Consider the following 24,875-nt stretch of genomic DNA (forward strand, 5'->3'; position numbering starts at 1 on the left):
CAGCTACCACCCGGCATCTCTCTATCACCACCGCACCACTCTTCCGTAAACCTTCCCGCAGGACAAACTCTCACAGGAGCACCCATGAGCGTAGACCACGCCCCCGAAACCGGTACGACCGCATCCGGCGCTGCCGCCAAGGTCACCGGCGCATCCATTGAGAACCTCTCCCAGCGTGAAGCCAGCGAACGTCACGTGCCCGTCATGCTGGACCGCTGCATTAACCTGCTGGCACCCGGCATTGAACGCGCCGTTGAGGAGCGCGGCACCGCCTACGTTATTGATGGCACCCTCGGCATGGGCGGTCACTCCGAGGCGCTGCTTGAACGCTTCGAAAACCTTGTACTCATCGGCATTGACCGCGACCTGCAAGCGCACGCCATCGCCGGTGAGCGCCTGGCGCGCTTCGGTGACCGATTCGTGCCCGTCCACGCCGTCTACGATGAGATTGACCGCGCCATGGAAACCGCCGGAGTGCAGGGCATCGACGGCATCCTGATGGACCTGGGTGTCTCCTCTATGCAACTGGACGAACGCACCCGCGGCTTCGCCTACTCCTACGACGCGCCCCTGGACATGCGCATGAACTCCGAAGACGAGCTCACCGCCCGCATCGTCGTCAACGAATACAGCGAAGATCAGCTGCGCCGCATTATCCGCAACTGGGGCGAAGAGAAGTTCGCGTCGCGTATCGCCCGCGCCATCTGCACCGCCCGCGCCAACGCACCCCTGGAAACCACCGGTGAACTCGTCCGCATTATCCAGAAGGCTGTGCCCGTCGCCGCGCAGCGTACCGGCGGCCACCCCGCCAAGCGCACCTTCCAGGCGTTGCGCATCGAAGTGAACCACGAACTGGAAGCCCTCGAACGCGCCGTACCGGCGGCCCTGGAGGCGCTCAACCTTGGCGGCCGATTCGTTGCCATGAGCTACCACAGCCTCGAAGACAAGATCGTCAAGAGGGCACTGACCGCAGAGGCAACCTCCAAGGCACCCAAGGGCTTCCCGGTAGAGCTTGAAGAGCACAAGCCCACCGTCAAAATCATTACCCGCGGCGCCGAACCGCCTACCGACGAGGAAATCGAACAGAACTCTCGCGCCGCCAGCGCCAAGTTGCGCGCCGCCGAGAAGATCCGCATCCCCGCCAAGTAGAAGAATAGAAAGCGAAGAAGAGTGAGCACCCAGCACGCATCCCCGCGCCCCACCCGCACCCAGGGCGCCCCGCGGAGTCGACGCGCCGGTTCCTCGCGCCCTGCCGCCGGCACCCCCGGCGCCGTTGGCTCTACCCGCGCATCCTCTACAGGTGGCTCCACCGGGGCGAGCCGCGCCTCCACCCGAGCACACTCCGGCCGCACCCGCACCGCACGTCTGGAGCCGGTCACCGCCTCCCAGTCGGTGGTCCGCCCCGCCAGCACCGCTGCTTCGCACGGCGGTAAGCGCACCTCAACGAACGCGAGCCGTGTACCCTCGAGCGTCCGTGCGGCAGCCCGCACCGAAGAGACCCGAGAAGAGAAGCCTAAGCAGCGTAACCCGCTGTCCACTGTGCGCCGCCGAGCCCGTAAGCTCAGCCCGCCCACCATGCTCGCTGTTTTTGCGGCAATTCCGCTGACCCTGATTTTTATTCTGCTGCTCAACGTGCTGATCGTGACCCGCCAGTACGACATGGTGGATTTGCGCGCGCAGGAGCAGCAGCTTGTGCAAGAAAATCAGGCGCTGCAGCAGGAGATTGGCTTCAAGGAAGCCCCGCAGGATTTGGCGATACGCGCCAGCACCCTGGGCATGTTTGTGAGCTCTTCGCAGGCGACCCTGAACCTGCAGTCCTCCACGATTGAGGGCACCCCCGCCCCGGTGGCAAGCCCGACCGGTGCTGAGGGAAACAAGCAGGAGAACCTGATTGCGCCTCCGGCGGCCGGCTCGAACGAAAGCTACGCCAAGGGCATTGTGGAGGCGGACAAGTCTGTTCAGCAGCGACACAGCCAGGCGAGCGCTTCGGCTAAGGCATCTGCAAGCGCCTCGGCAAGCCCCGCCCAGCAGGCTAACCCTGCACCGAGCGCACCTGCTAGCCCCGCCGCATCTGCTGCACCGAGCGCCGCTCAGCAACCCAGCCCTGCCGCTAGCCCCGCGGCAAGCCAGGCTGCACGATAAACACCATTGACCACAGGATGCACAGCATCACCGATAGACTAGACCAGCGAAAGGACCACCGCATGAGCTCTGACGCGCGTAAGAACGCGAACGAATCGGCATCCGGTCAGCCGGATCTGACCCGCCGTGGCTTCGTCGCAGGCGCCGCAGCCACCTGCGCTCTGGGCGTCATCGGTGCGAACCTGTTTATCCGTCAGGGCTTTGACCCCGGTGCGGTGGCGAATGCGTCCCGTCAGAAGCGTCTGCGCTCGCAGGTGCTGCCTGCTGTGCGTGGCCAGATTCTCGATATCAACGGTAACGTTATGGCGCGTACCGTGCAGCGTTATAACCTGACCGCAGATCAGAGCGCCGTGGCAACTTTTAAGCGGTACAACGAGGACCGTACCCAGAAGATTGAGGTCACCCCCAACCAGCTGGTGTACGAGATGGTCGATATTCTCAAGACCGTTGACCCGGGCATTACCGATGAGTTCATCAAGTCCAAGCTGGACGGCACCTCCAAGTACTCGGTGATTAAGGCAAATATCACCCCGGAGATTTTCAATAAGATTGATGCTCTGGGTGCGCCCTTTATCTACGGTGAGGCGTTCTCCCAGCGCCTGTACCCCAACGGTAGTGTGGGTGGCTCCGTGGTCGGCAAGTACAACATTGTTGAAGAGGCTGACGGCAACGGCAAGGGCGGCACGGTGTCCCGTAACTTCTCGGTGGGCATTGAGCGTGTCTTCGAGAAGGAGCTTGCCGGTACCCCCGGTGAGCGCACCTACGAGATTAGTGCTGATGGTGTGCGTATCCCCGTGGCGAAGGAAGAGCAGCGCCTGGCGGTGGACGGTAAGAATATTCGTCTGACCATTAACCGTGATGTGCAGTATTTTGCGCAGCAGGTGGTACGTGCTCGCGCCGAGGAGCTGAAGGCTGAATGGTGTACCGCCATTGTTATGGATGTGCGTGACGGCTCCATTTTGGCTCTCGCTGATTCCTCCACGATGGACCCGGGGGCGGCAACTATTGAGGATGCGGCGGACATGACTCCGCGCGCTATTTCGCAGAACGTGGAGCCCGGTTCGACCGAGAAGATGCTGACTTCTTCGGCACTGATTGAGCAGGGCCTGACGACTCCGACTAGCGTGTATGATGTGCCCGCGACCCTCACGATTGACGGCCAGACTTTCAAGGATGCGTTTGAGCACGGGGCGCAGCGGCGTACTTTCTCGGGCATTATTCATGACTCGATGAACACCGGTACGGTGCTGGTCGGTCAGAAGCTCAGCAAGGAAGAGCGCTACAACTGGTTGAAGAAGTACGGCGTCGGCGAGTTTACCGGCATTGAGTTGACCGGTGAGGAGCAGGGTATAATCGCTGATTGGCGTGATTGGGACGGCCGTCAGCAGTACACGGTGCTGTTCGGTCAGGGTGTTGCGCAGACTCCGCTGCAGACCGCTATGATTTTCCAGGCACTGGGCAATAAGGGCGTTCGTCTGAAGCCGCGTATTGTGGACGCAATTATTGACGCGGACGGCACCGAACATAAGCGTGCCGTGGAGCCTGGCGAACGCATGGTCAGCGAGCAGACTGCCGCCTCCTGCCTGACTCTCATGGAGAATGTGGTGGAGCAGGGCCACGCCCGTCCGGCGAAGGTGACCGGCTACCGCGTGGGCGGTAAGACCGGTACTGCGGAAACTCCGAGTGAGAAGGGCGGCTACGACGGCAACACGACTTCCTTTATTGGTGTGGCGCCGATTGAGAACCCTCAGTTCTTGGTGGCGGTGACCATGCAGCGTCCTGAGGGTAGCGTGGGTGCGAACGGTACGACGGCTGAGTTCTCCAAGATTATGGAGAAGACCCTGCACACCTATAATGTGCCGCGTTCTACCGGTGAACCGGAGTTGATTCCGCTTTTTGCTGAGGACAGCCCCAATAAGACGAGCTAAAGGCGAGCGGGGGAGAGGCGCCCGGTAGCTGATTCGTGATGAAGAAGCGCCGGTACTGAACACCTGTCGAAGCCTAAAGACCGTAGAATATTGAATGACCCTGTGTGCCTTGAGCGCATTGACCATACAGAGCTCACCGCTTCGGACAGCGGAGAGGAAAGAAGGACGATGGATACCGCATCTCACGCACCCGGCCAGAACCTGCTGGGCGGCGACGCTCAGACTCTGCGCCCGAATTCTGTGCGCCCGGTGAGTTTGGCGCACCTTCGCGAATATCTGCAGGGATTGGGTGCTCAGGTGAGTGCCCAGCCGGCTAGTGGCGTTCAGGGTTCTGAATCCGGTGATTCTGTTGAGGTCACCGGTATCAGCATGGACTCCCGAGGCGTTCGCCCACAGGACCTGTACGTGGCTCTGCCCGGTGCGAAGGTGCACGGTGCGCAGTTTGCTGAGGCTGCGTTGAAGCTGGGTGCTTCCGCTATTTTGACGGATGCTGCCGGTGCGCAGCTGCTGGGTGAGGCGCCGGTGCCTGTCCTGGTGACTGAGAACCTGCGCGAGTATGTCGGTCCGTTGGCTGCGCTGATTTATGGTTCGGCTTCGTTCCCCGCTACCCACCGTTACGCGGTGACCGGTACGAACGGTAAGACCACCTCCACCTACATGTTGGAGTCGGTGTTCCGCACCGGCCTGGGTGTGAAGACGGGTCTGATTGGCACTATTCAGATTCTGATTGATGGTGTGTCGGTTCCTTCGAAGATGACCACCCCTGAGTCTCCTCACGTGCATTCTCTGCTGACGATTATGGGTCAGCATCAGGTGCGTTGCGCGGCAATGGAGGTTTCCTCACACGCGATTGATTACCACCGTGTGGACGGCGTGAAGTATGCGGTTGCTGGCTTTACGAACCTGACTCAGGATCACCTGGATCTGCACGGCACCATGGAGCATTATTTCAACTCGAAGGCTCAGCTGTTCACTCCCGAGCGCGCCGAGCTGGCGGTGATTACTGCTGATGACGAGTGGGGCGAGAAGATGTTCTCCACCGCTTGCGAGCAGATGGGTGCGCAGCAGGTTCACCGTCTGGTAACTGCTCGAGGTGCCGGCCTGGCTGAGGTGCCCGCAGAGTTTGGTGCCCGCGATTGGGCTGTGGTGAAGGTTCAGCGTGAGGGCCTGGGCCACCGCTTCCACGTGGCTAACGGTGCCGGTGAGAGCATTGAATGTTACACCGGTCTGCCCGCTGATTTTAACATTTCGAATGCCGCGCTGGCGGCGCTCATGGCGTACCTGGACACTGACTCCGCTGAGCGTGAGCGTCTGTTGCCTGAGCTGGCGTCCAGTTCGGCTCTGACTCCGGTGGTGCCGGGCCGTATGCAGCTGATTTCTTTGGCTCCGCACGCGATTGTGGACTTTGCCCACAACCCTGACGGCCTGACCCGTGCCCTGGAGGCGATGGACCGCCCCGGCGACGGCAAGGTCATGATTGTTTTCGGCGCGACCGGTGAGCGTGACCAGCTCAAGCGCCCGATTATGGGTGCGATTGCGGCACAGTACGCAGATATTGTGGTTGTGACTGATGACGATCCGCACGGTGAGGCGCCCGAGCCGATTCGTGCCGCCGTTGAAGAGGGCGCACAGAAGGCTGAGAACCGCCGAGCCACCCAGATTCTGAATATCTCTCCGCGTGCCGCCGCGATTGATGCGGCGATTGCCCTGGCGGGCGAGCACGACGCCATCCTGATTGCTGGCCGCGGCCACGAAACCGAACAGGATGTTGACGGCGTGGATATCGCCCTGGACGACCGCGTTGAAACTGCCCGTGCCCTGCGTGCGCACGGCTTCGAGATTCTGCCTGACTACCAGCGAATGCTCGATGAAAGTGACTCTGAAACCGCTGAAGGTATGGTGAAGAATGATTAAGCTCAGCGCCGCCCAGATTATTGAGGCAACCGGCGGCACCGCTATCGGCCTGGAGGGCCGTGAGGAGCAGGTGTTCGCAGACTTCGCCACCACCGACTCCCGCGAGGTGCAGACCGGCACCCTGTTCGTGGCGAAGCCCGGTGCGGTCACTGACGGTCACAGGTTCATCCCCATGGCGTTTGAGCGGGGCGCGACCCTGGCGCTGGTCGAGCGTGAAGTACTCGACGAGCAGGGCGTGCCCTACCCGAGCATTCAGGTGCCCGATGTGGTGCTGGCGATGGGCGATTTGGCGCGCTATTCCATTGAGCAGATGCGCGCTCAGGGTGAGCTGACCGTTATCGGTATTACCGGTTCTGCCGGTAAGACCACCACCAAGGACCTTCTTGCCGCCATTTTCACCCCGGAGGGCCCGACCGTTGCCCCGGTCGGCTCCTACAACAGTGAGGTGGGCGTGCCCCTGACCGTTTTCCGTGCGGATGAGTCCACCCGCTACCTGGTCATTGAGATGGGTGCGGACCGTGTGGGTAACATCGAGTACCTGGCGAATATTGCGCACCCCGATCACGGCGCAATCCTGAAGGTTGGTACCGCGCACGCTGGCGAGTTCGGCGGCGTGGACAATATTGAGCGCACTAAGGGCGAGCTGGCTGAGGGTGTTCAGCCGACCGGTTCCCTGGCGCTGAACGCTGACGATGAGCGCGTGCTGCGCATGGCGTCGCGTTCGGTTGCACCCATTACGTACTTTGGTGTGGGTGAGAAGACCGGCGCGAACGGTCAGCCCTACGAGCGTTACGTGGCGGCGCTGAATCTGCGCACCACCGATGCCGGTTGCCCCGAGTTCACTCTGCGCCTGCCTGACGGTAGCGAGTACGAGATTTCCTCGCAGCTGATTGGTGAGCACCACGTGCACAACCTGCTGGCTGCGGCGACTGTCGCCTACAACAGCGGTATTTCCGGTGAGAAGATTGCTCGCGCGCTCAATAAGGCAGCGGCGGCTTCGAAGTGGCGTATGGCGCGCACCGACCGTGCCGACGGCGTGACCGTCATTAACGACGCGTACAACGCGAACCCCGAGTCGATGGCGGCGGCACTGCGCACCCTGGCGCAGCTGGGCCGCACCGTTGACCCGGCGACCGGCCAGCCCCACCGCACCTGGGCTGTTCTGGGCGCCATGCTGGAGCTCGGCGACGCCTCCGTGGAGGAGCACGACCGCATCGGCCGCCTCGTGGTGCGCATGAACATTTCCAAGCTGATTGCTGTGGGCGACGAGACGAAGCCCACCTACAACGCGGCTCACCTGGAAGGCTCCTGGGGTAATGAGGCGACCTGGGTGAAGACCCCGGAAGAGGCAGAGCAGATTCTGCGTGCCGAGGTTCGCCCCGGCGACATTGTGCTCTTCAAGTCCTCGAACGGCGCGAAGCTGGGCATTCTGGGTGACCAGGTTGCTTTCGCCGAGTACACCTTCGGTGCTGAGGAAGAGCAGGCACCGACCTGGCTTTCTGCCGGTGACTTTGTTGAAACCACCGATTTGAGCGACCACCTTGCCGCTCACCTGGACGGCGCCGCTAATGGCGACCGTACTTCGACCGAACAGACCACGAACGAAGGGTAGCGCTTTATGATTACCGTGCTGATTGCTGGAATCTTCGGATTCCTCATCTCCCTCACCGCGCTGCCGGTGTACATCAAGAAGATGTCGGCTCTCAAGCTTGGTCAGCTCATTCGTGAGGAAGGCCCGGCAGCCCACCAGCACAAGGCGGGCACCCCCACCATGGCGGGTCTGATTTTCATCCCCGCGGCGATTCTCGCCTACTTCTTGACCCTGGCGGTGAGCGCACTGCTCTTCGGAACCGCGCCGGTACCGACCGCTACCGCGTGGCTGACCATCGCCTTCACCCTGGGCATGCTCGGTGTGGGCGCGGCGGACGACATCATGAAGTTCCGTAATAAGGGCAACGAGGGCCTGACCGAGAAGCAGAAGACCATTGGTCTTCTGGGCGTGACCCTGCCCTTTGCGTACCTGGCGTTCCAGTTCCCGAACGAGTCGGGTGCTCGTCCGGCGTCGACCGCCATCTCTTTCGTACGTGACCTGCCCATTGACCTGTTCGCGGCGGGCGCGGTCTTCGGCTCCATCCTGCTGGTTGGTTGGATTACCCTCATCTCCCTGTCCGGTACGAACGCGGTGAACTTCACCGATGGTCTGGACGGCCTGGCTGGCGGCATCATGATGACCATCTTCTCCGGCTACCTGACCATCAGCATCTGGCAGTACGTACACGCCTGCTCCGCTGGCGCTGGCACCGCCTGCTACGATGTGCGCGACCCCGGTTCGCTGGCTCTGATTGCCGCATCCCTGGTGGGTTCGCTGGCTGGCTTCCTCTGGTGGAACGTGTCGAAGGCACAGATCTTCATGGGCGACTCCGGTTCCCTGGCGCTCGGTGGCGCAATGGTTGCTTTCGCGTTGTTTACCCGCACCGAACTGCTTCTGCTGGTCATCGCTCTGATTCCCGTGCTGGAAGTGTTCTCTGTGATCGTGCAGAAGTTCGTGTTCAAGACCAGCCGTAAGCGTTCGGTCGCAGCGGGGGAGAAGCCCCTGCATGCGCACCGTTACTTCCGTATGACCCCCTTCCACCACCACATGGAGAAGGTCGGCGTCAACGGCAAGTACTCAATTGATAAGCGAGGCATTGCCCCCGGTACCGTCAGCAGCGGCGAAGTGAACTCCGTGTTCCGCCTCTGGGTTGTTAACGCCCTCTGCGTGCTCGTTGCCCTGGCGCTGTTCTTCGGTGACTGGTTCTCGCAGACTTCTGGAGTGATTCACTAATGTCAACTAATGAACAGCCGGATACAGCTCGCATTGAAGCGAACGCCGCCGCTATTGCGGTGAACCCGGTGTATGAGAACGAGCGCCTCGCGGAGCTGACTCACTGGGGCGCCCCCTGGGCTAACCTGCGTGTGGTCGTGGTGGGCATGGGTACCAGCGGAGACGCTGTGACCGATGTGCTCGCTCAGCTGGGTGCGAAGATTGTTGTCATCGACGGGGCAGATACCCCGGAGAAGCGTGAGCGCATCGACCTGTACGCTAACGCCTACGGCAATGTTGAGGGTCTGTTCGGTCCCGAGCACATGCGTGCCCTGCCCCTGGTGGACGGTCAGGAACCCGAGCTTGTGGTGACCTCCCCGGGCGTGCGCCCCGACCACCCGGTCATGCTGGACGCGTACGAGCGTCGCATCCAGATTTGGGGCGATGTGGAGCTGGCGTGGCGCCTGAACGAGCGCAGCGACCGCCCGACCCCCAAGTGGCTGTGCCTGACCGGCACGAACGGTAAGACCACCACCGTGGGCATGGTCGATTCCATCCTGAAGGCTGCCGGTAAGAAGGCTATTCAGGTGGGTAACGTGGGTATGCCCATTGTGTACGCCATTGCCGACGATGAGCCCTACAAGTTCTTCGCAGTGGAGTTGTCGAGCTTCCAGCTGCACTGGACCTACTCGCTGTCCCCGTATGCTTCGGTGGTTCTGAACATCGCTGAGGACCACGTGGACTGGCACGGTTCGTTCGAGCGTTACAAGGCTGATAAGGCACGCGTGTACGAGCACACTCAGGTTGCCTGCATCTTCAACACCGACCACGTGGACACCCTGCGCATGGTCGAGAACGCGGACGTCATTGAGGGCGCTCGCGCGATTGGTTTCAGCTCCACTGAGATGCCTGCCGTGTCGATGCTCGGCCTGGCTGAGGACATCATGGTGGACCGCGCCTTCTTGAAGAACCGTTATAACGAGGCGTATGAGCTGGCGGTTCTGGAGGATTTGGCTCCGGCACCCGGTAAGATGCCCGCGAAGCACACCGTGGAGAATGCCCTGGCGGCTGCGGCTCTGTGCCGTGCGGCTGATATTGACCCGAAGGCTGTGGGCGCTGGCCTGCGTTCCTTCAAGACCGGTGCGCACCGCAACCAGCTGGTGGGTTACGCGAACGACATCATGTGGGTGAACGATTCGAAGGCTACGAATCCTCACGCCGCGAACGCGTCGATGAGCGGCTACCCCTCGCTGGTGTGGATTGCTGGCGGCCTGTCGAAGGGCGTTGAATACGATGAGCTGATCGCTGCTCACGCCAAGCGCCTGAAGGCTGTGCTGATTATCGGTACTGATACTGCGGCGTTGAAGTCGGCGTTGGCTAACCACGCCCCGGAGGTTCCGACCTACAACATGACCGCCGCTGTGGCTGATTCTTCGGACGGCATCGCCGTGATGAACGCGGCCGTTGCGAAGGCTGCTGAGCTGGCGCATCCGGGGGATACCGTGCTGATGGCTCCCGCGTCTGCGTCGATGGACCAGTTCAAGAATTATGCGGTGCGCGGTGATGCGTTTGCGAACGCTGTCGCCGCCCAGCTGGCTGACTCTTAGGACGCTACCTGCAGAGGGCGCTTCGGGTGACCGGGGTGCTTTCTGCGGGTTCTTCTCGGGGGTGGGATGGTAACGGTGTCCCACCCCTGAACCTTTTTCGTGTATTCGCCACGACGGATCCGTGGCAGTTGAGGCCTATAGGAGGGCATGTGAGTACCAGCGCATCTTCGGAGCGTTCGGCTTCTTCGGCGCGTTCGACTACGAGTGGTCGTTGGGCGTCTTTGCGAGCCGGTTTGGAGGATTTCTCTGCGCCGTTCCGTGCTCGTGCCGGTAGGCTGTACCGTCGTGGTTTGACGGCTGACCTGTGGGATGTGCCGGTGATGCTACTGGTGACGACTCTGGGTCTGGCTATTTTTGGCTGCATTATGGTGCTGTCGGCTTCGAGCGTCACGATGATTTCTCAGGGGCAGTCGCCGTTTTCGCAGGTTTCGTCTCAGATCATGTTCTTGGTCGTGGGCGTTCTCGCGATGGTGGGTATTACGCGTATCCCTGTTGGGGTTTACCACAAGAAGTCTGTGGTGTACGCGATGCTGATTATCGCGCTGGTCATGCAGCTTGCTGTGGTAGTCGTTGGCGTTGAGGTGAACGGTAACCGTAACTGGCTGAAAATCCCCGGCGGTCCGCAGATCCAGCCGTCGGAGTTTTCGAAGCTGGCGATTATTATGTGGCTGGCGTGGGTGTACAGCCGCCACGGCGATATTTCTCGCAGTATTTGGCGTACGCTGTTCCCCTCGATTTATGGTGTGGGCGCCCTGGTCCTGCTGATTATGCTCGGTGGTGACATGGGTACCGCTATGGTGTATGGCTTCATTTTTGTGGGCATGATGTGGCTGGCGGGTGCTTCTCGTAGCTCGTTGCTGAAGATTGGCGGCGCGTTTGCGGTGCTGGCGCTGGTGGGTGTGCTCAGTAGCGCGAACCGTGTGGCTCGTATTTTCGGTATTTGGGGTTCGTGTACGAACGCTAACTGTGACCAGGCGAATTCTGGTGAGGTGGCGTTGGCGACCGGTGGTTTCTTGGGCGTTGGCCTGGGTCAGTCGCGTCAGAAGTACAACTACCTGGCTGAGGCGCATAACGACTATATTTTCGCCATTATTGGTGAGGAGCTGGGTCTGCTGGGTACGCTGGCGGTTCTGCTGCTGTATGTGGGCCTAGTGTATTGCGCGGTGCGTATTATGCTGCGCACTACTGATCCGCTGGTGCGTCTGGCGACGGGCGGCATCATGATTTGGTTGACCTCTCAGGCGATTATCAATATGGGCATGGTGTCCCGTCTTTTGCCGGTGATTGGTGTGCCTCTGCCGTTTGTTTCGTACGGTGGTTCGTCGCTGTTGTCGTCGTTGTTTGCGGCGGGTTTGTTGTTGGCGTTTGCACGGCAGACTCCGTTGCGTGGGGCGACGAAACCGTCGAATATTGAGACCCAGAGCGTGCGTGAGGTTCGTCGTGAGAATGCTGAATGGCAGCGTCGTTCGCCGTTGCAGGATGTTCTGAATCAGGAGGAGGCGGCTCGTGCGGCTGCTGGTGGCCACCTGTTGAAGGAACATAATCCTTTGAAGGTTGTTTTCGGTCCGGAGAGCACGTTGCGCCGTTGGTTGGGTTTTGCGCCGGATCAGCAGCGTGAGCTGGCTCGTGTGGCTCATGAGCAGCAGAAGGAGCAGGAACGCCAACAGCGGGAGCAGGAGCGTCAGGAGCGGGAGCAAGCTCGCCGTGAGGCTGCTCAGGCTCGTGAGGAGGCGCGCCGTGCCCGCGAGGAGGCGCGTCTGGCTCGTGAAGAGGCTGCCCGCGTGAAGGCGGAGCAGAAGGCTGAAGCTCAGAAGCAGAAGGCCTCGCAGAAGCCTGCACCACAGAAGGCAGCTCCGCAGAAGGCTCCTGCTCAGCCTCGTACCGGTCAGCAGACTCGCCCCGCTCAGAAGGCCACCGTTGCGAAGCCTGCAGGTCAGAAGCCCGCGGCTCCGAAGCAGGCTGTACAGCAGCGCGCCGTGCAGCCGCGTAATGCTCAGCAGCCTGCTGCGCAGAAGCGGGCAGCTCAGCCTCGTACTGCCCAGCCTCGTAGCGCGCAGCACCGTCCGTCGGGTTCGCTACCTGCGGGTCTGCAGCCGTTGCATCCGGAGGATCGTCTGCGCCGTACCCAGCGACAGGGTAATCCTCGACAGGGCGCGCAACGTCAGGCAGCGCCGCGACAGGGTACCCAAGCAAAGGGTACTCAGGCAAAGGGTGCTCCGAAGAACGGCGCTCAGCAGCGTCCGGCTCAGGGCGCGGCTCGGAACTCGGCTCAGCGCGGCACCCGTAAGCAGGGCTAAACCCAGCGGAACCCACCCCGTGTAGCTGGCATCGTGAGAGCCGGCGTTCGGGGGAGCGGGGCTGTGGGTTGCGCTTCCGCCGGTGATGAATATGCGCTGAATAAGAGATAACGCCCTCGCCGTTGAGTCATAGCTCAATGGCGAGGGCGCTCTATTGAACAGGTGCGATAGCGTAAAATGATGCTGTACCGATGTGTTGGGAGAAAGACCTATGACGAAGAAGGCGCCCTCTATAGTCTTCGCCGGTGGTGGCACCGCCGGTCATATTAATCCGATGCTCGCGATTGCGCGTGCGGTTCGTGATCTTGAGCCGAACGCTAAGATTCTGATGCTGGGCACTGCGGACAAGATGGAAGCCGAGCTGGTTCCGGCAGCTGGTTTCGATATTGAGTTTATTCCTCGCGCGGCGTTCCCTCGTAGCATTAACCGTGACGCTTTGGCTTTCCCCGCTAAGTTCTTTGGTGGTCTGTCGAAGACCCGCCGCATCCTCAAGGAAGCAGATGCGGATGTGGTTGTTGGTGTGGGCGGCTACGTGTGCCCGCCGGCGTATCTGTCGGCGTTGAGCGCTAAGATTCCCGTGGTGATTCATGAGGCGAACGCGAAGCCCGGTTTGGCGAACCGCCTGGGTGGTACGTTCGCGAAGTTCACCGGTGTGGCGTTCCCTAATACTCCGTTCCCGCGCGCAACCCTGGTGGGCATGCCGATGAAGGACGAGATTGCCTACCTGAACCGTGAGGCGCACCGTTCGAAGGCTCGCCGTAACCTGGGCTTGGACCCGCAGAAGCCGACCGTGATTGTGACCGGCGGTTCGCTGGGTGCATTGAGCCTGAATAATGCGGTGGCGGCGTGCCGTGACCACTTTGAGGAGTGGGATTTCCAGATTCTGCACATTACCGGTAAGGGTAAGGCTGTTCTGGATGAGAACGGTGAGCTGTTGAGCGCCCCGAATTACCGTCAGATTGAGTTTAGCAACGGCATGCAGGATGTGTATGCTGCCGCTGATCTTCTACTGGTGCGTTCGGGTGCGGCGACCGTGAGCGAGGTTGCTGCGGTGGGTGTTCCCGCGATTTTTGTGCCGCTTCCCATTGGTAATGGTGAGCAGGCTCTGAATGCTCGTTCTCTGGTGGAGGCGTCTGCGGCTCTGCTGGTGAAGGATGCAGAAGTCACCGGTGAGTGGTTTGCCCGTGAGATTCCGGCTCTTATGGCGAACCCGGAGGAGCTGGAGCGCATGGGCGCTGCGGCGTATGAACTTGGTATCCGTGACGCGGCGCGCGTTATGGCTGAAGCAGTATTGAAGGCAGCTGAGAAGTAATGACTGAATTGATGAATCTTGAGATGGTGTTGCCGGCACCGCTGAACCCGCCGTTCCCTGAGCGTGCGAAGATGAGCGAGTTGGGCCGTGTGCACTTCATCGGTATTGGTGGCGCGGGTATGAGCGCTATTGCCGCTCTGATGCTGCAGGCTGGTGTGACGGTGAGCGGTTCTGACCGTGCCGAGTCGGCTACTGTTGAGTCTTTGCGTGCTGCGGGTGCTCGTGTGGGTGTTCCTCAGCAGGCTGAGAACATTGTGGACGTTGATACCGTGGTGATTTCTACTGCGATTCGTGAGGATAACCCGGAGCTTGTTGCCGCTCGTGCGCAGGGTCTGCGTGTGCTGCACCGTTCTGAGGCGCTTGCCGCTGTGATGGGTGAGTCTCAGGTGGTTGCTGTTGCCGGTACTCACGGTAAGAGCACGACTAGCTCCATGATTTCTGTGATGTTTGATCAGCTGGGTGCTGACCCGTCGTTTGCGGTGGGCACTGTGATTGCTGGTCGCGGCACGAACGCTCACCTGGGTGCTCAGGGCCCGGAGTCGATTTTTGTGGCTGAGGCTGATGAGTCGGACGGTTCGTTTGTGCGTTACCGCCCGGCGATTGCTGTGGTGACGAACGTTGAACCGGACCACCTGGATTTCTATGAGACCGATGAGCGTGTCTTTGAGGCGTTCAACCGTTTTGTGGGTTCGCTGGCGCCTAACGGTGTTGTGGTGACCTGCGTTGATGATGCGGGCGCGGCTACTCTTGCGGCTCGTTCTCGTGCGGCGGGTGTGCCTGTGGTGACTTACGGTGAGTCTGCGGATGCTGACCTGCGCATTAGCGAAATTACCAGCGCTGGTTCGTCTTCTTCTTCGCACCTGTCCTGGTCTTTTGAATGCCGTGGCGTGCGTTATGAGGGTGAGCAGGATATTGCTCTGAAGGTGCCCGGTATTCACAACCAGCTGAATGCTTCTGCGGCTTTTGCTTCGGCGTTGATTTCTGGTTACGAGGCTGCCGATATTGCTCGCGCGCTGGCTGAGTTTGTGGGTGCTGACCGCCGCTTCACTCTGCGCGGTGAGGTTGCCGGCGTGAAGGTCTTTGATGACTATGCGCACCACCCGACCGAGGTGTTCCGTGCCCTGCAGACCGGCCGTACCGTGGCTGATGGCCACAACCTGTACGTGATTTTCCAGCCGCACCTGTTCTCTCGTACTCGCGAGTTCGCGAAGGAGTTTGCGCAGTCCCTGTCGATGGCTGATCGTGCCCACGTGTTGGATATTTACCCGGCTCGTGAGCTGCCCATTGAGGGCGTGACCAGTGAGCTGATTACCGGTGCTGGTTTCTCTGAGGTTCGTTACGCTACCGCTGAGGGCGCTATTGAGGATATCGTGGCGTGCGCTCAGGATGGCGATATTGTGATGACCGTTGGCGCCGGTGACGTGACCGCTTTGGGTGCTCGTCTGCTGGAGTCCCTGCAGGTCCGTCACGGTGGCGAGTCGAAGAAGTCGGAGGCTTAGGCTGTGCCGATGAGTTCTGGTCTCTCTTCGGAGGGGCATTCCTCCTCGCGCGTGCCGAAGGCTCCGCGTTCGCGTGCTCGTCTGCGTGCCCAGCAGGTAGCTGAGAGTGCACCGGTTGAGGCGGCGCAGGCTGAGGCTGTACAGACTGAATCTGTGCAGCCGCAGGCGGTGAAGACCGCAGAGTCTGCGGAGGCTGTGAAGCCCGCCAAGGCTACCGCCTCCGAGGGTGCGACCCAGGTAGCCGCTAGCCAGTCTGATACTCAGTCTGCCGCTACCCAGCCTTCGAGCCCTGTTCGCCATGCGCCACGTAAGCCGGTGGTTCATAAGGCTTCTGCTCAGCACGGTGCTGATTCTTCGGCACAGAAGAGCGCTGCAGCGGTGCATTCTTCGGCGCAGTCTCTGAAGGATTCGGTGCGTTCGGCGCTGATGACCGGTCGTACCGTGTCTGAGGTTGAGCACGCTCCCGAGCTGTTTGATGTTGAGGCGTTTGAGGATTCTTCACCTAAGAGTGCCTCTGCTCAGCCTGAGAAGAGCGTAGAGAAGGACGTGGCCGATCAGAAGGCTGCTCAGAAGAGTTCCGGTAAGAAGTCTTCTGCCGGTTCTGCTGAATCTCGCGAAGAGCCTGCCGCCCAGAAGTCTGAGGAAAGCGCCGATAAGAGCACTGATAAGGCGGGGGAGAAGGCAACTGAAGAGCCTCGCCCCACGAGCCGTTTCGGTCGTTGGCGTGCCGAGCGTGAGCAACAGCGTGCCGCAGAGATTGAGAAGGAGCGGGAGCGTGCGAGCCGTCAGGCTCAGCGTGAGCGTCTGCGTCAGGATCCGGGCTTGGACGGTCTGCGTGCTGAGGAGCGTCCCCGTAAGGAGCGTGCGCCGCTGACTCGTGCCCGTAAGCTGCTGTACACCGCTTTGGCGCTGGCTATTATCGCGGTGCTGTACGTGGTACTGGTCTTCTTCTCGCCCCTGTTGGCGACTCAGAAGATTACGGTGCGCGGCACGTCCCTGCTGGAAACCACCCAGGTGGAGCAGAAGCTTGAGCCTCTGCGCGGCGTTCCGCTCACTCGCATCGACGAGAAGAAGGTGCGTGAGCTGATCGGGCAGGATAACGTGATTCGTAGCGTGCAGGTGGAGAGCCGCCCGCCGCATGAGCTGGTGGTGACTCTGAAGGAGCGTACCGCGGTTGCGGTTGTGAAGCAGGGCGATACGTACCATACTGTTGATAGTGATGGTGTGAGCCTGCTGGAATCGGCAACTCAGCCCGATACCTCGGTGCCGCTGGTGCGTTTCAGCGGTGATGACCCGCAGACTTCGGCTGAATTTCGCACCATTTCTACGGCGCTTTCGGCGATGCCCTCTGAACTTCTAGCTCAGGTTAAGGAAGCCAGCGCTACCTCAACCTCAAGTATCACTCTAACTTTGAGGGATAATACTACGGTGCAGTGGGGAACCGCTGAAGAGAGCGAGTTGAAGGCTAAGGTTCTTCTCTCCCTGCGCCAGGCTATTGCCAAGCGTGCTCAGGAGGAGAGCTCCTCTGAGGCACAGACGCAGAAGGTGACCGTCTACGACGTGTCTGCCCCGCGCGTACCGGTGACCCGCTAGGGGAACCATTCAAGCGCTTTATCCTCCCTTTTTGTGTGAAATCCGCAAAAAGAGGGGGTAATTGCGCTGTGTGACTAGGAACCAGCAAAAACAGTTTGGTATCCTAGCAGATAAAGTCATTCTTTAGAGGAAACCTTCAGGCTTAGATTAAGCTGCGGGTCTTCCGAAGCTGGAACACGGAACAATCGAGGAATACATGGACGCTGGAACTCCCCAGAACTACTTGGCAGTCATCAAGGTCGTTGGTATCGGCGGCGGTGGCGTCAACGCAGTCAACCGCATGATTGAGGTTGGTCTGCGCGGCGTTGAGTTCATTGCTATCAACACTGACGCTCAGGCTCTGCTCATGTCCGATGCAGACGTTAAGCTGGACGTTGGTCGTGAGCTGACCCGCGGTCTTGGCGCGGGCGCAAACCCCGAGGTTGGCCGTCAGGCAGCCGAGGATCACGCGCAGGAAATTGAGGAAGTCCTCAAGGGCGCAGACATGGTCTTTGTGACCGCAGGTGAGGGCGGTGGCACCGGTACCGGTGGCGCACCCGTCGTGGCACGTATTGCCCGCTCCCTCGGCGCTCTGACCATTGGTGTGGTGACCCGCCCCTTCACCTTCGAGGGTCGTCGCCGCTCCAACCAGGCTGAGACCGGTATCGCTGCTCTGCGCGATGAGGTTGATACCCTGATCGTTATTCCGAACGACCGACTGCTGTCGATTTCGGATCGCAACGTCTCCATGCTGGACGCATTCAAGTCCGCTGACCAGGTTCTGCTCTCCGGTGTGCAGGGCATTACCGACCTGATCACCACCCCCGGCCTGATCAACCTTGACTTCGCTGACGTTAAGTCCGTCATGCAGGGTGCAGGTTCGGCTCTGATGGGCATCGGCTCGGCATCCGGTGAGGACCGTGCCGTGAAGGCAGCTGAGCTGGCTATCGCTTCGCCGCTGCTGGAAGCATCCATCGACGGTGCACACGGCGTTCTGCTGTCCATTCAGGGTGGCTCCGACCTGGGTCTGTTCGAGATCAACGAGGCTGCACGCCTGGTTCAGGAAGTTGCTCACCCCGACGCAAACATCATCTTCGGTGCTGTTATTGACGACGCACTGGGCGATGAGGCTCGCGTGACCGTGATTGCTGCTGGCTTCGACGCAGTGAACCCGGAGACCAACTCCAACGCTTCCACTGCTGCTGCTACTCAGGCTCAGCGCACCCAGGCATCCTTCGGCGGTTCCACCGCTGCTCCGGCTGCTAACGGCTACGGCTACAACGCACCCGCTGCTGCTCCGGCTTCCACCGGCGCTGCTGGCTTCGACGTTGACCTTCCCCCGGTTGTGGAGGAAGCTCCGGCTCGCCGCGACACCCTGGATGTCCCTGACTTCCTGAAGTAGTCTGCCCGGCTGTGAACGCCTAGGCGTTGCACGGCTGAGAGTCTTATGAAGCTATAGGGGAGCTGAGAAACAAGCACATTGTGCTGTTCTCGGCTCCCCTTTGCTATACCCGCCGTTATACCTGCTGACACCTGATGAAGGAATAGATGATGAGCGACGCTCCCAAAACTCCGCTACTTGCTGCTGCCGATACCCGCACCTTGGGCTCTTGGCGTGTGCGGGTGGGTTTCACCTCCCGCGCGGCGGGCAACCTGGGTCTGCACGTGGACGATGAGCTCGGTGGCGGTATGGATGCCTCCCTGGTGCGCACCCTCAACCACCGTGCCGCCCTGGAGGAGGCGCTGGGTACCGAGCCGTTCTTCTACCTGAACCAGGTGCACGGCGTGCAGATTGCCTACCCGGAAGACTATGCGGTGGAATCCTACGCGCCCGGTGCCCCGCAGGAGCGTACGGTTGAGCGTGCCCGCGCGGTGCTGGAGAACTCCCCGGTCGCCGATGCGGCGATTAGCAGTGAGGGCGTGCCCCTGGCGATTATGGTGGCCGATTGCATCCCCGTGGTGCTGGTGGGTGAGCGGGTCGCGAACTGGCAACCGATTCTGGCGGTGGCTCACGCTGGCCGCCGCGGCCTGCTTGACGGCGTACTCCAGCAGACCGTGCAGCGGATGCGTCAGCTTGGCGCGGAGAAAATTACCGCCTGGCTGGGTCCGAGCATCTGTGGTAGCTGCTACGAGGTGCCCGAGGCGATGCGCACCGAATCCACCGAGCTGATTCCGCAGGTGCACGCGGTGACCAGTCAGCAGACCCCCGGCCTGGACCTGCCCGCCGGCGCCCGCGCCGTGCTGGAGGATGCGGGCGTGCAGGTGAGCATGGACTGTGCGCAGTGCACCTTTGAGGAGCCCGAGGTGTACTCTCATCGCGGGTTCACGAACCGCGGTGAGAAGCCGGGCCGTATCGCGGGTCTGGTGTGGCTTGAGAAGACGGCGGAGCCCGCCGCCTAGAGCTGCTAAAGACAGAGCCGCTAAAGACAGAGCCGCTGAAGGAGAGAAGATGTCTGAAATGAACGTAGAAGAGAACCTGCAGTACACTCCCGAACGTGCCGAGCAGCTGCTGCAGAACTACCGCCGCGTGCTTGAGCGTATCCGCGCCGCGGAGCAGGACCACAGCGCCGTGCGTACCGAGGAGAGCGCCCCGGTGCAGCTGGTGACGGTCACGAAGTTCTTCCCCGCCTCCGACGCGGCGGCACTGCTGGATGGGGGAGTGACCCTCTTCGGTGAGAACCGCGACCAGGAGGCGAGCGCGAAGGCTCGCGAGCTTGCCGCATACTGTGCTCAGCGTGAGGTGCAGCCCCCGCACTGGGCGTTTATTGGCCAGTTGCAGACGAACAAGGCGAAGTCTGTGGTCAAGTACGCCTCCAGCGTGCATTCGGTGGACCGCCCCTCCCTGGCGGACGCGCTGGCGAAGGCGTACGCAAACCAGCTGGCACGCTTCGAGGCGGGGGAGGCGCCCGCACCCGCAGCGGCGGAGCAGGGCGCGCTGACCTGCCTGGTGCAGGTGTCCCTGGCTGAGGTTGCGACGGCTGGGCATGCTGCCGAGGGCGCGCGCGGCGGTACGAGCGCCTCCGAGCTGCTGGAGCTGGTGGAGCGCATCGAGAATCACGAGCATCTGCGCTGCGGTGGCGTGATGGCGGTGGCGCCGTTGGGTATGAACCCGGACGAGGCGTTCGAGAAGCTGTATGGCTTGGCGTCTCTGGTGCGTGAGCAGGTGCCGCACGCGACCGAGATTTCCGCCGGCATGAGCGGGGACCTGGAGGCGGCGGTGCGTTGGGGTTCAACCTGCGTGCGTGTGGGTAGCGACATTATGGGTAAGCGCCCGGCGCTCTAAGCCCTATTCAACCGCGGCCCTTCAAAGGTTATAGTTCCGGGCCTGCTGTTCGGTGGCATAATCATCGGCGCCCTGACCGCCCGCGCGGGGCGGGCGCTGGTAATATATACATGCCGGTGCATGACGTACCGTCACGCACACACACCTTCTGACGAAGCACCACGGCAGACCCTGTACACCACAAGCAAAGAACAGCGAGAGAATCATGGCGAAGCAAAGCCGTCTGGCGGGTTTCCTCGGCCTGGAACGATACCAGGACGCTGAGGCGACGCCGGAAGAATCCCCGCAGGCTGTGCAGGCTGACACCCGCAGGGAGGTAACCGCCTCCGCAGGGCAGGCTGCTACAGTGCAGAAGACCGAGGGCTCTAACCGGCTCTCAGCACTGCCCGGCTCGGCACAGTACAGCAACAGTGCAGTCGAGCCGCAGAGCGAAACCTACCACCCGCAGGACGAACCCGCCTATACTGAACAGGAAGAGTACCTGCAGGCTGATAGCTACGATGACGGTACAGAAACCGAGTATCTGGACGCAGAAGAACCTGCCGACGGACGAGCAACCGTAGATGCAGCGGCACACGCCACCGCTCATACACCTGAAACCACAGCTGACCTGGCCGAAACCGAACAGACCTGGGATGACGCCAGCGCAGACAATTGGGAGGACACCCCGGTGCCGAATACCGAATACACCGAGCAGTACGCCGAGACGTACTCCAACGACGGCTACTACGAAGAGGGCTACGAGCCCGAAGAAACCAACGGATACACCTACGGTTACGAGGAAGAAGAGGACGAATTGCGTCGTATCACCACTATCCACCCCCGCTCCTACAATGACGCAAAGATCATTGGTGAGGCATTCCGCGAGAACATCCCCGTGATTATGAACGTGGAAGAGATGCCCGATGCAGACGCTAAGCGCCTGGTGGACTTCGCCTCCGGTCTGGCATTCGCTCTGGAGGGCCGCATTGAGCGCGTCACCGCTAAGGTGTTCCTGCTGACCCCCTCCAACCTGGAGGTTCTGGGTGTGGCTAACTCTGAGGTTCCCGCCGGCTTCGAGACCGACGGTGAATTCCCCTTCGACCAGGGCTAAGGACTGATAGATGGGTTATATTTTCGCCCTCATTACGATCGTTGTCTACGTTCTCTACATTGCGATGCTACTGCGCATGCTCTTTGACTGGGTGCGCATGTTCGCACCGGAATGGCGACCCAAGGGCATCGTGTTGCTATTCGCCAGCGGCGTGTACGCGGTGACGGACTGGCCGATGAACCAGCTGCGCCGCCTGATCCCGCCGGTGCGCGTGGGTAACGTTGCGTTGGACACCGGCTTCCTGATTCTGATTGTTCTGCTGTCTTTCCTGCTGAGCATCATGATGCGGGCAACCGCGGCATTCTCCTAAGCCGCCCGTTCGGTCGAGGAGCTAGAGAGCTAGATTTTGAGCCCCGCCTGTGCTTCTACCCCCTGTGGTTGGAGCGCTGGCGGGGTTTTCTGCTTCCGGGGTTTCTGTGTCTGGGCTCTGAGCTTGGGGCTGTGCTTGGGTTCTGTGTCCAGGTTTTCAGTGCATGAGGAGCGTCAAAATGCCTCCTCGAAAACCTTCTCAAAATGCACCGTAGGGCAGAAAACCCAAGGGGGACAAGCGGGGACTAGGGCGGATATTAGACGTGGTGAATCCCACCCCTGCGCAGAGCGAATATTTTACGGTTCAACCGACGTATAACCGGGCACAGAAACCAAAGAATAGTAGAATTGGTGCCAACGACTGCATCGCGGCACAGCCATGCCCTGAGCCATCGGGACCCTGAAATATTGGGGCCACGACCTATCTGGCTGGTGAATCCGCGGCACTCAATATCACCACCAAACCCCGTAGGGATACCCAGAGGAGAAGCCCATGGCAATCACCCCCGAAGACCTGATCACTAAGAGCTTCAAGATCGTGACCGAAGAGTCCGGTTACGACCGCAACGAGGTCGACGACTTCCTGGACGAGCTCGTTGTCGAACTGCGTGCACTCTACTCCGAGCGTGACGCCCTGGAGCGCCAGGTCGAGCAGCTCTCTGCAAACGCACCCGATTCCCCCGCAGCGGCTGCAGCACCCGCACAGTCCTCGGCTGCACCGGCAGCACCTCAGGATGCGGCAGCACTGCTCGCCATGGCACAGAAGGTTCACGACGACTACGTGGCACAGGGCGAGAAGGCTAAGGCTGAACTGCTCGAAGAGGCAGAGAAGAAGGCAGACGCTATGGTGAGCGAAGCTCAGCAGCAGCGCGAAGAGATTCTCTCTCGCCTCACCGACGAGAAGGAAGAGCTGGAGATCGCTGTTGAGGCTCTGCGTGGCTTCGAGAGCCGTTACCGCTCCAAGCTGCTGCAGCACCTGGACGCACAGGTTCAGGAGCTGAAGAACCTCAAGTCCATCGAGGCTTCCGCATAAATCAGTTCGCTTGAATGAGCTAACGACGCTTTGAAGCGTATGCCGCCCGGATTCTTTCTCTTCCACCGTTATTCACCGGGGAAGATGGAGAGAACCGGGCGGTATTCTCATACCTGCTCCGCCCGGCTTGAGAACACAGGATGAGAAGCGGGGGAGAGCACCCGCCAAATCACCGCCGAATACTCGATGCACTACCCCGATTTGCTAAGCTAGAGGGGCACTATCGAACGGTACCGCACCAGGTTTGCGTTCGGGCGCGTAGCAACCGGCACAGACTAGAGGAGAGCTATGACCAACACCCCCAAGACTGCTGAATCCTCAGTCTCACACACCGCTACAAAGGCTGACGGACGCCGCGTGCGCATCCTCTCGGCTCGCTCTGCGGGCATCCTCGCGCTCGTGCTTGCCGCCGTCGTGTTCGCTATCGACCAGGGCACCAAATACCTGGTCGTCACCCAGATGCAGTTGGGGGAGCGCATCACCGTTATTGACGGGCTACTGTGGTGGTACTCGATCCGTAACTCCGGTGCCGCGTTCAGCATGGGCGAGAACGTCACCTGGGTCTTCACCCTCGTCATGGTCGCCGCCGCAGCCGTGGTGCTCTACCTGCTGCGCCGCACCCGCGCCCTGTCCTGGACCCTCGCGCTAGGCGGACTGCTTGGCGGTATCTGCGGCAACCTTTTTGACCGTCTCTTCCGTGAGCCCGGCTTTGGCTCCGGTCACGTGGTCGACTTTATTTCCGTACCGAACTTCGCGATTTTCAATATTGCAGACTCCGCAATCTGCGTGTGCATGGCGTTCATCGTTCTGCTGAACTTCAAGGGCCTGAACCTCAACGGAACCCGTGTGCAGGCTGACGACAAGAGCACCGACGAGAAGAGCGCCAAGTAGCTCCCCGCTTCTCTGTACACCCGCCTGGCTACATCGCCGTTACACGAGCCTACAGACGTTCTCACACAGACAACCCCTCGCACAGACAACCTAAGCAAACACCACCCGAAGGAGAGCCGCATGAGCGAAACCACCAACGCCGCAGAAGATACGGCACGCATCCGCGCCGAATTCACCGTTGAAGGCGCGCTTGCCGGTATGCGCCTGGACGCCGCGCTCGCCGGCGCCCTTGACGCGCCGCGTACCCGCACCTCCGGGTGGATTCTTGACGGCCACGTGACCGTGACCAACAACGGCAAGGCCGTGAAGATTGGCAAGTCCTACAAGCTTTCCGCGGGAGACGAGGTCGTTGTGGATGCACCCGCGCCGCGCGATTTGGCGGATATCCGCCCCGAAAAGGTGGACGGTTTCCGCATCGTGTACCTGGACGATGACATTGTCGTGGTGGATAAGCCCGCAGGTGTGGCGGCGCACCCCTCGCCGGGCTGGCACGGCCCCACCGTCATCTCCGCGCTCATGGGCGAGGGCATTTCGGTTGCTACCTCCGGCGCGGCAGAGCGCCAGGGCATTGTGCACCGCCTGGACGTGGGCACCAGCGGCCTGATGGTCGTAGCCCGCAGCGAACGCGCCTACACCGAACTCAAGCGAGCCTTCAAGGAACGCACCGTGGACAAGGTCTACCACACGCTCGTGCAGGGTCTGCCCGACCCGCTGCGCGGCACTATCGACGCGCCCATCGGCCGCCACCCCGGCAACGAGTGGAAGTTCGCCGTGGTCGAGGACGGCCGTAACTCCATCACCCACTACGATGTGCTCGAAGCCTTCGGCCCCGCATCCCTTGTGGAGGTGCACCTGGAAACCGGTCGCACCCACCAGATTCGTGTGCACTTCTCCGCGCTGCGCCACCCCTGCTGCGGTGACCTGACCTACGGCGCCGATCCGCGCTTTAGCGCCGAACTGGGTCTGACCCGTCAGTGGCTGCACGCGCACCGTCTGGGCTTCGACCACCCCGGCACCGGCGAGCGCGTGACCTTCACCAGCGAGTACCCGCTCGACCTGTCCTACGCGCTGACCGCTCTGCGCGAGGGCAAGGTTCAGCTCGGCTAGCTATAGCCGCCCGCGGACTGATACCCCGCCGCACACAGCTTCACATTCACCGCCCATCCTCCACCCCACACCTCCAGGAGATTCC

Annotated in this window: 19 protein-coding genes; all 19 read left to right on the forward strand. The window is 61.1% G+C overall.

Going from position 1 to position 24,875, the window contains the following annotated elements:
- Positions 1-84: 84 nt before the first annotated feature.
- The 19 genes from rsmH to RWL87_RS04240 all read left to right on the forward strand — a co-directional run bounded on the left by rsmH (position 85) and on the right by RWL87_RS04240 (position 24,790).
- Positions 85-1,149: a 16S rRNA (cytosine(1402)-N(4))-methyltransferase RsmH gene (gene rsmH, locus RWL87_RS04150; protein WP_005507742.1), complete on the forward strand. Its 1,065-nt coding sequence runs from the start codon at positions 85-87 to the stop codon at positions 1,147-1,149.
- A 21-nt stretch (positions 1,150-1,170) separates the two neighbouring features.
- Positions 1,171-2,142 carry an amino acid ABC transporter ATPase gene (locus RWL87_RS04155; RefSeq protein WP_313969010.1) on the forward strand — a complete coding sequence of 324 codons (972 nt, stop codon included), beginning with the start codon at positions 1,171-1,173 and terminating at the stop codon, positions 2,140-2,142.
- Positions 2,143-2,204: 62 nt separating this feature from the next.
- Entirely contained in the window at positions 2,205-4,070 is a 1,866-nt protein-coding gene (locus RWL87_RS04160; protein ID WP_313969011.1) for a penicillin-binding protein 2, read from the forward strand.
- Between the two features lie 168 nt (positions 4,071-4,238).
- Positions 4,239-5,984: a UDP-N-acetylmuramoyl-L-alanyl-D-glutamate--2,6-diaminopimelate ligase gene (locus tag RWL87_RS04165; protein ID WP_313969012.1), complete on the forward strand. Its 1,746-nt coding sequence runs from the start codon at positions 4,239-4,241 to the stop codon at positions 5,982-5,984.
- Positions 5,977-7,596 (forward strand): UDP-N-acetylmuramoyl-tripeptide--D-alanyl-D-alanine ligase, encoded by a 1,620-nt coding sequence (murF, locus tag RWL87_RS04170; protein WP_313969013.1) that lies wholly within the window; start codon positions 5,977-5,979, stop codon positions 7,594-7,596. Before RWL87_RS04165 ends, murF begins: the two co-directional genes overlap by 8 nt.
- 6 nt (positions 7,597-7,602) lie before the next feature.
- Entirely contained in the window at positions 7,603-8,808 is a 1,206-nt protein-coding gene (mraY, locus tag RWL87_RS04175) for a phospho-N-acetylmuramoyl-pentapeptide-transferase (RefSeq protein WP_313969014.1), read from the forward strand.
- Positions 8,808-10,394 (forward strand): UDP-N-acetylmuramoyl-L-alanine--D-glutamate ligase, encoded by a 1,587-nt coding sequence (murD, locus tag RWL87_RS04180; protein WP_313969015.1) that lies wholly within the window; start codon positions 8,808-8,810, stop codon positions 10,392-10,394. Before mraY ends, murD begins: the two co-directional genes overlap by 1 nt.
- A 149-nt stretch (positions 10,395-10,543) precedes the next feature.
- The gene (locus tag RWL87_RS04185) at positions 10,544-12,691 is read left to right on the forward strand and encodes an FtsW/RodA/SpoVE family cell cycle protein (RefSeq protein WP_313969016.1); all 2,148 of its coding nucleotides are present in this window, start codon (positions 10,544-10,546) and stop codon (positions 12,689-12,691) included.
- A 211-nt stretch (positions 12,692-12,902) separates the two neighbouring features.
- Positions 12,903-14,003 (forward strand): undecaprenyldiphospho-muramoylpentapeptide beta-N-acetylglucosaminyltransferase, encoded by a 1,101-nt coding sequence (gene murG, locus RWL87_RS04190; RefSeq protein WP_070830462.1) that lies wholly within the window; start codon positions 12,903-12,905, stop codon positions 14,001-14,003.
- Positions 14,003-15,502, forward strand: a complete 1,500-nt coding sequence (gene murC, locus RWL87_RS04195) for a UDP-N-acetylmuramate--L-alanine ligase (RefSeq protein ID WP_313969017.1) — start codon at positions 14,003-14,005, stop codon at positions 15,500-15,502. The genes murG and murC overlap by 1 nt, the downstream gene beginning before the upstream one ends.
- 9 nt (positions 15,503-15,511) lie before the next feature.
- Positions 15,512-17,095, forward strand: a complete 1,584-nt coding sequence (locus tag RWL87_RS04200; RefSeq protein WP_313969018.1) for a cell division protein FtsQ/DivIB — start codon at positions 15,512-15,514, stop codon at positions 17,093-17,095.
- 196 nt (positions 17,096-17,291) lie between these two features.
- Complete coding sequence (ftsZ, locus tag RWL87_RS04205; protein WP_049354877.1) at positions 17,292-18,476, forward strand: cell division protein FtsZ; 1,185 nt, start codon at positions 17,292-17,294, stop codon at positions 18,474-18,476.
- Between the two features lie 149 nt (positions 18,477-18,625).
- Positions 18,626-19,474 (forward strand): polyphenol oxidase family protein, encoded by an 849-nt coding sequence (locus RWL87_RS04210; RefSeq protein WP_313969019.1) that lies wholly within the window; start codon positions 18,626-18,628, stop codon positions 19,472-19,474.
- A 49-nt stretch (positions 19,475-19,523) separates the two neighbouring features.
- Positions 19,524-20,357, forward strand: coding sequence for a YggS family pyridoxal phosphate-dependent enzyme (locus RWL87_RS04215; protein ID WP_313969020.1), 834 nt, complete (start codon positions 19,524-19,526; stop codon positions 20,355-20,357).
- Between the two features lie 610 nt (positions 20,358-20,967).
- The gene (locus RWL87_RS08905; RefSeq protein WP_371326263.1) at positions 20,968-21,450 is read left to right on the forward strand and encodes a cell division protein SepF; all 483 of its coding nucleotides are present in this window, start codon (positions 20,968-20,970) and stop codon (positions 21,448-21,450) included.
- Positions 21,451-21,460: 10 nt separating this feature from the next.
- Complete coding sequence (locus RWL87_RS04225; protein ID WP_294627031.1) at positions 21,461-21,760, forward strand: YggT family protein; 300 nt, start codon at positions 21,461-21,463, stop codon at positions 21,758-21,760.
- 492 nt (positions 21,761-22,252) lie between these two features.
- A complete protein-coding gene (locus tag RWL87_RS04230; RefSeq protein WP_313969022.1) occupies positions 22,253-22,792 on the forward strand; it encodes a DivIVA domain-containing protein in 540 nt (179 codons plus the stop codon).
- Between the two features lie 288 nt (positions 22,793-23,080).
- Positions 23,081-23,683: a signal peptidase II gene (lspA, locus tag RWL87_RS04235; RefSeq protein WP_313969023.1), complete on the forward strand. Its 603-nt coding sequence runs from the start codon at positions 23,081-23,083 to the stop codon at positions 23,681-23,683.
- Between the two features lie 120 nt (positions 23,684-23,803).
- Positions 23,804-24,790: an RluA family pseudouridine synthase gene (locus tag RWL87_RS04240; RefSeq protein ID WP_313969024.1), complete on the forward strand. Its 987-nt coding sequence runs from the start codon at positions 23,804-23,806 to the stop codon at positions 24,788-24,790.
- Positions 24,791-24,875 lie beyond the last annotated feature (85 nt).

Source organism: uncultured Rothia sp., assembly GCF_963555405.1.
GTDB lineage: Bacteria > Actinomycetota > Actinomycetes > Actinomycetales > Micrococcaceae > Rothia.